The sequence below is a fragment of the Alteromonas sp. genome, assembly GCF_984505615.1.
This window is the reverse complement of record NZ_CFHOXV010000074.1, coordinates 1-6,602: the sequence shown is the minus strand read 5'-3', so window position 1 is coordinate 6,602 and position 6,602 is coordinate 1. Positions and strand designations below refer to the sequence as shown.

Genomic DNA, 6,602 nt, shown 5'->3' with positions numbered 1-6,602 from the left:
TTGCCGGCAGGTAACCATTCCATAACCCGCCGCCACCCGGCATTATACGACGCCGAAACCAGTACCGGATTATCGCCCATTTTGTCCATCAGATAACGCAGGTACTGCACACCAAACTGAACATTCTGACCTGCATCAAACAATTCATCTGTGGATACTCTTTTTTCGGCAATGTATCCCGCAGTATCCGGCATTAACTGCATCAGGCCACGGGCACCGGCAGGAGACACAGCATCGACCATAAACGAGCTTTCCCGGCGGGCAATTGCCATGGCAAATGCAGGCTGGATATCGTAGGCCCGTCCGACATCATCAAACTGTTCGGCATAGGCCATAGGGAAGCGCTTCTCCACGTCATCCAGAAAGCCGCTTTGAGTAAAACTGATGATTGCCTGGTCGAACCAACCCCACTCGCTGGCCAATAATGCTGCGTCCTTCACTTGCGAAGTATCCAGTGAGTTCACCAGATAACGCCACTCACGTCTGGCATCAATTAAGCGGCCAAGAGCGAGAAATTCCTGTGCCCGCTTTGCGGCCGGACGCTCAGCAATCATTTGCATATTTTCGTCACTGCGGGGCGTAGCGATGTGTTTCAGCGAAGGCTTCTCATTGACTCTGGCACTGGCCATAAAACCGTAATAGTTCCGTTCCTGAGCCAGTTCACGGTAACGGATACCGGCCTGCTCCGGTAACCCCATCGCCTCGAGACTGCGGGCCTGCCAGTAGCGATAGGCTTCATCCTGCTGCACATATTCCGGTGCTGCCGCGATTAGGTCCAGCACGTCCTGCCATTTCTCATGACGCAACAGATAAGACATGTGCCAGCGTTTTACGTCATCTGCAGCACCACTGACATCAGCCCGCTTTAACCATTCATCTGCTTCCGGTTTATCGTCAATGGCAAGACTCAGAGCAATTGCCCTGGTCACATCCAGTTGCTGCTGATGCGTTAACACATCTGCCGGCTGCCAGAGGTACCAGGCTTTGATCGCATCACCGGCATCCCGCCAGGCAAGCTTTTCCATCCCGTAAGCAAGAATTTTTCCCTCTGTTTCTTTATTCTTCAGCGGAAACTGAGACTTCTTCAGTACCAGCGATGATGAAGTACGGATGCGCTGCCATAAATCAGCCAGATATTGTTCTTTTGCAGGGAGTTTTCGCTTCAGGTAAGGAATAAGCTTCGGGTTACCGGTTAACGCTGCTTTCTCAATCCGACCTAACACCATGTCACCGGTCATCATGCCGGCCTGCTGCCATTTTTTAAATACAGGGTCACATTCGTCCGGTTGAGAACGGCCTGCTAGCCAGATGGGCTCAACTTTTTCTAACCAGTATTCAGGCTGGCCCGCGTCTTCCAGCTGATATTGCAGATACTGACACGTAATGGTAGCCCCCATGCCATCGCGATAATTAGCAAGAAACGCTTTCTTTTCACCATGAGTAGCCAGGTAACGGAGCCAGCGGCCACGTAAGCCATAGGTAAAAGGCTGGTTGTGATAATTCAGCAGGAAAGATTCTATGTCTTCACGGTGAGCCATATCCATCCGCTGATCGATTTGCTGTCGCAACAGATAAGGATAAAGAGGATAGTCTTTTAATGCGGCAACATCGTCTTCCAGCGCAGCCACTTTTTTCCGGCTGGCGCGGCCAAGCTGCTTTTCGAGCTCAGTAAACTGTGCCCGCTTTAGCTCTAATTCGGGAGAAGAAGGCGTTGGCTGAGCTTGCACAATACCTGCAACACTCATCACACCCAGCCAGAAACTGGCTACAAGAAAAGACACCGGAATGCGCTTCACGGAAGCAGCCGAAGATACTTGCATTCAAAACCATCCATCCAAAAACGAGTGAATGACAGGGGCGTTACCAGAAAATAAGGGGTAAAAAACAAAACAACCCGAAAATTTGAAATAGCGCTGGCGAACACCCGATTTCCTTACCATTATACAACCTTGTGATGTGAATTCGAGCTTGATTTTTTGCCGCTCAATCGCCATTTAGGAAAAAAATGTAAACACTTGTTTGAATTTTTATTGAAATTTTCCGTGGCATTGTCACAATCAAGCCACCCTAACACGTCAGAGTAAGACACCGGCTTGCAGTTCCGGTTCCTCATTTCTGACATCCTCGCCATTGCCGAAGGAGACGAGAATGATATACGAAGGCAAGAGTCTGACCGTTACGTTGTCAGATGATGGTATTGCTGAACTGGTTTTTGATGCACAAGGTTCAGTCAACAAATTTGACCGCCAGACGGTAGCTGAACTGGATGAAGCCACTGCGGCTATGGCTGCTCATGGTGGCATTAAAGGTGCAGTAGTAAGAAGTGGCAAACCGGCTTTCATCGTGGGTGCCGATATCACCGAATTTACGGCTATGTTTGAGCAACCGGAAGAAGAAGTGCTTGCGTGGGTAGCTAAAACATCACAGGTATTCGATCGCTTTGAAGATCTTCCCTTCCCCACCATCGCAGCGGTAAATGGCTTCGCGCTGGGCGGTGGCTGTGAGATGGCACTGGCTTGTGATTTCCGCGTTGTTGACACTACCGCTTCTATTGGTCTGCCGGAAGTCAAACTGGGCCTGATGCCCGGCTTTGGTGGTACCGTTCGCCTCCCCCGCCTGATTGGGTCTGATAATGCTCTGGAATGGATGACCACCGGCAAAGACAGAAAAGGCCAGCAAGCACTTGATGAAGGTGCGGTAGACGCAGTCGTGGCACCGGAGAAGCTTCTTGATGCAGCTACCACAATGGTAAGCAATGCCGCTGCCGGCAAGCTGGACTGGAAAACCCGCCGTGCAAATAAAAAAGCACCGTTAAAACTGAATCAAAATGAAGCAATGATGAGTTTTTCCACGGCGCAGGCATTCGTGGCGGCCAAAGCAGGTAAACATTATCCGGCTCCCCACATGATGGTAGAGACCGTTAAAAATGCAGCCGGTCTGGATCGCGACGGCGCGTTGAAACTGGAAAACCAGGGCTTTGTTAAACTGGCTAAAACCGACGCGGCACAAGCTCAAATCGGTATTTTCCTGGCTGACCAGCTGGTAAAAGGCAAGGGCAAGAAAATGGCCAAAGCCGCCACCAAAGAAGTCAAACTTAATGCGGTTCTCGGCGCCGGCATCATGGGTGGTGGAATCGCTTATCAGAGCGCATCCAAAGGCTTACCGGTAGTGATGAAAGATATCAACACTCCGGCGCTTGATTTAGGCTTGAGTGAAGCAGCCAAAATTCTGAATAAAGGCATGGAGCGCGGCAAAGTCGACGCGAAGAAAATGGCAGCCACGTTAAATGCCATTACCCCGACTCTCGAATACAGCACGCTGAAAGACGCAGACGTTGTCATCGAAGCGGTTGTCGAAAATCCGAAAGTAAAAGGCATCGTACTGAAAGAAGTGGAAGGTGTGGTGGCAGATGACGCCATTATATGTTCAAACACATCCACCATTTCCATTAACCAGCTGGCTGAAAACCTCGACAAACCAGAGCGCTTCTGTGGCATGCATTTCTTTAATCCTGTACATCGCATGCCGCTGGTTGAGATTATCCGTGGTGAGAAGACCACTGACGACACCATTAATGCCGTAGTCGCTACCACGCTGAAAATGGGCAAAACCCCCATCGTGGTCAATGATTGCCCCGGCTTTTTAGTGAACCGTGTGTTGTTCCCTTACTTTGCCGGCTTCAGCAAACTGGTACTCGACGGTGCCGATTTCGTTGCGGTTGATAAGGTCATGGAGAAAGACTTCGGCTGGCCAATGGGGCCTGCATACCTGCTGGACGTGGTAGGTATGGATACGGCTGATCACGCTGCGGGCGTTATGGCTGAAGGTATTCCGGAGCGTATGGCTAAACTTGAGAATGATCCGGTCACTTTGCTGTACGAAGCGAAACGCCTGGGTCAGAAAAACGGCAAAGGTTTTTATAACTTCGGTACTGACAAACGGGGACGTCCCAGTAAAGAAGCTGCAGAAGAGGCTTACAGCCTGATCAACGCAAATAGTGCTGAAACCAAGGCCTTTGATAAAGAAGAAATCATTGCCCGCCTGATGATTCCTATGGCAAACGAGGCTATCCGTTGTCTGGAAGAAGGCATTGTTGCCAGTGCTGCAGAAGCCGATATGGCGCTGCTTTACGGACTGGGATTCCCTCCTTTCCGTGGCGGAATTTTCCGTTATATCGAAACACTGGGCCTTGAGCAGTTTGTTGCTCTGGCAGACAAATATGCTCACTTAGGTCCGATCTATCAGATTTCCGACGGCGTGCGCCAGATGGCCGCTGAAGGCAAATCTTATTTCGCGTAACGGAACCAGGGAGAAGAATATGAAAGATGTAGTAATTGTTGATGCGATTCGCACACCTATGGGCCGTTCCAAAGGTGGCGTATTCAGAAATGTCCGTGCAGAGACTTTATCTGCTCACCTGATGACCGCATTACTGAAAAGAAACCCGAACCTCGATCCTGCTGAGGTTGAAGATATTATCTGGGGTTGTGTGCAGCAAACGAAAGAGCAGGGTTTTAACGTTGCCCGTAATGCGCAGTTACTGACTGACGTTCCCCGCTCCACAGCGGCAGTGACAGTGAACCGTTTGTGCGGATCTTCTATGCAAGCCCTGCATGATGCCACCAGCGGCATTATGAGCGGTCGCGGTGATGTATACATGATTGGTGGCGTTGAACACATGGGTCACGTTCCCATGACCTTTAACGTCGATTTCCATCCTGCTCTTGCTAAATATACCGCTAAAGCATCGGGGAATATGGGTATGACTGCCGAGCTGCTCGGTCGTCAAAACGGCATTAGCCGTGAGATGCAGGACGCCTTCGGCGCACGCTCACACCAGCTGGCCCATCAGGCCCACCTTGAAGGCCGCTGGGCAAATGAAATTGTACCCGTTGAAGGCCACGATGCAGACGGCGTGCTGACAATGGTCGATTACGACGAAGTCATTCGTCCCGAAACGACCGTCGAAACCTTATCCGGCTTGCGCCCGGTATTTGATCCGGTAAACGGTACCGTCACCGCCGGTACCGCCTCTGCAATATCAGACGGTGCATCAGCCATGCTCGTTATGTCTGCTGACAAAGCGAAAGCACTGGGCTTAACGCCACGGGCGAAAATCCGCTCAATGGCGGTGGCAGGTTGCGACGCTGCAATCATGGGTTACGGCCCTGTACCAGCCACTAAAAAGGCGCTGCAGCGGGCGGGTCTGAGTATGGATGACATTGAAATTGCCGAGTTCAACGAAGCTTTCGCTGCACAGGCATTGTCGTGTATCAAACAACTGGGCTGGCTGGAAAAATACGATGACCACGTCAACCTGAACGGCGGTGCCATCGCACTAGGTCACCCGCTGGGTTGTTCAGGCTCACGTATCAGCACCACCCTGCTGAATCTGATGGAAGCGAAAGATAAAACTCTGGGCCTTGCCACCATGTGTATTGGCTTAGGTCAGGGTATTGCTACCGTCTTCGAACGTGTTTAATCTTTTATAGATTACTCTGAAGAAAGGGCCTGCGGGCCCTTTTTTAATGCCCGCTCAAAAATAACGACTATAACTCAATAACCTGACTTGCGGGAAATCGTGTCGCATTAATTATCAATCAATGGTCTAATCAAGCATAAAACCGGCATTAAGGGATATTAAATTGATATGAAGCGCTCTTTGACGCTGTCCCGATATGTAAAAAAACGAACCGGAGTGCCTCTGGGAGCAAGTCATTCTATGAGGAATATGCTCTCACGTTCTTTAGGCGCAGGCTCTTTTCCTCAGTTCTGGCAATACTGGAATCCGGTCTGGAGCTACTATTTATCCCGCAATGTAATGAGACCCCTCAGCAACGTTCTGCCGGACTCAATTGCTGTCCTGTTCACATTTCTCGTTAGTGGCGCCCTGCACGATTTAGCCGTCAGTCTGGTCAAATGGAAAGCGGTGTTCTTTTTCACCCCCTGGTTTGGCCTGATGGGACTCATCGTGATAACCAGCAGTAAACTTGATATCACCTACAGGCACTTTGCCCGGAGTTTCAGAGCAGCCATAAACCTGTCAGTTATTGCTGCCAGTTTATGTCTTACGTACCTCATGGAAGGCGCACTTAATTAGCACTGCTTAGTGCCGTACTATTAAACATGCCGGGGTATACAGATCCCTGCCACACTCTGCTATATTGAAAGCTCAACAATTAACCGTTGCAGGGAATAAAATGAAAGTGATTTTCAGGTGTCTGGGGCTTTTCTTGTTGCTGATAGCAGCACTTACTGCATACAGCGCAGGACATCAAACCGGTGCATTTCTTTTTGTTGTACTTGGCTTCGTGTTAGAAGGCGTTTTCTGGACGGGTCTGTTTCCCCGCAAACGTGCCGGATAAAACTGAAAGCATTTAGCACGGGAATTTAATCACCGTGCTGTAATCTGATGACGATTTCAATACCACCAGGGATGGCTGAAATCCACATACTGAGGATCAATTTCTGCAGTATAAGGGGGAGCGAAGCTACGCCAGAAAACCCCTGAGAATTCTGCTGCATTGATTGTCAGCTTTCCTTCTTTCTCGTACTTTTTCAATAACTTATTGTAGGCGCCTACCGGATATTGAGGGGTATTG

The 6,602-nt window shown here is 50.0% G+C and carries 5 protein-coding genes and 1 pseudogene; 4 read left to right on the top strand and 2 right to left on the bottom strand.

What is annotated here, in order from left to right; genetic code table 11:
* Positions 1-1,820, bottom strand: a 1,820-nt coding sequence (locus AC4PME_RS20280; RefSeq protein ID WP_491529747.1) for a transglycosylase SLT domain-containing protein, incomplete at its 3' end; no start/stop codon positions are given.
* A 328-nt stretch (positions 1,821-2,148) separates the two neighbouring features.
* Here AC4PME_RS20280 and fadB point away from each other — a divergent pair.
* The 4 genes from fadB (at position 2,149) to AC4PME_RS20260 (ending at position 6,365) form a co-directional block, all read left to right on the top strand.
* Positions 2,149-4,299, top strand: coding sequence for a fatty acid oxidation complex subunit alpha FadB (gene fadB, locus AC4PME_RS20275; RefSeq protein WP_119499988.1), 2,151 nt, complete (start codon positions 2,149-2,151; stop codon positions 4,297-4,299).
* Positions 4,300-4,318: 19 nt separating this feature from the next.
* Positions 4,319-5,482, top strand: coding sequence for an acetyl-CoA C-acyltransferase FadA (gene fadA / locus AC4PME_RS20270; protein WP_491045739.1), 1,164 nt, complete (start codon positions 4,319-4,321; stop codon positions 5,480-5,482).
* A 168-nt stretch (positions 5,483-5,650) separates the two neighbouring features.
* Positions 5,651-6,100, top strand: a complete 450-nt coding sequence (locus tag AC4PME_RS20265) for an MBOAT family O-acyltransferase (protein WP_491045740.1) — start codon at positions 5,651-5,653, stop codon at positions 6,098-6,100.
* Positions 6,101-6,200: 100 nt separating this feature from the next.
* A complete protein-coding gene (locus AC4PME_RS20260) occupies positions 6,201-6,365 on the top strand; it encodes a hypothetical protein (RefSeq protein WP_181013645.1) in 165 nt (54 codons plus the stop codon).
* 56 nt (positions 6,366-6,421) lie between these two features.
* On the opposite strand, the pseudogene AC4PME_RS20255 reads toward AC4PME_RS20260, so the two are convergent.
* Positions 6,422-6,602, bottom strand: a pseudogene (locus AC4PME_RS20255) (hypothetical protein); the annotation flags it as partial.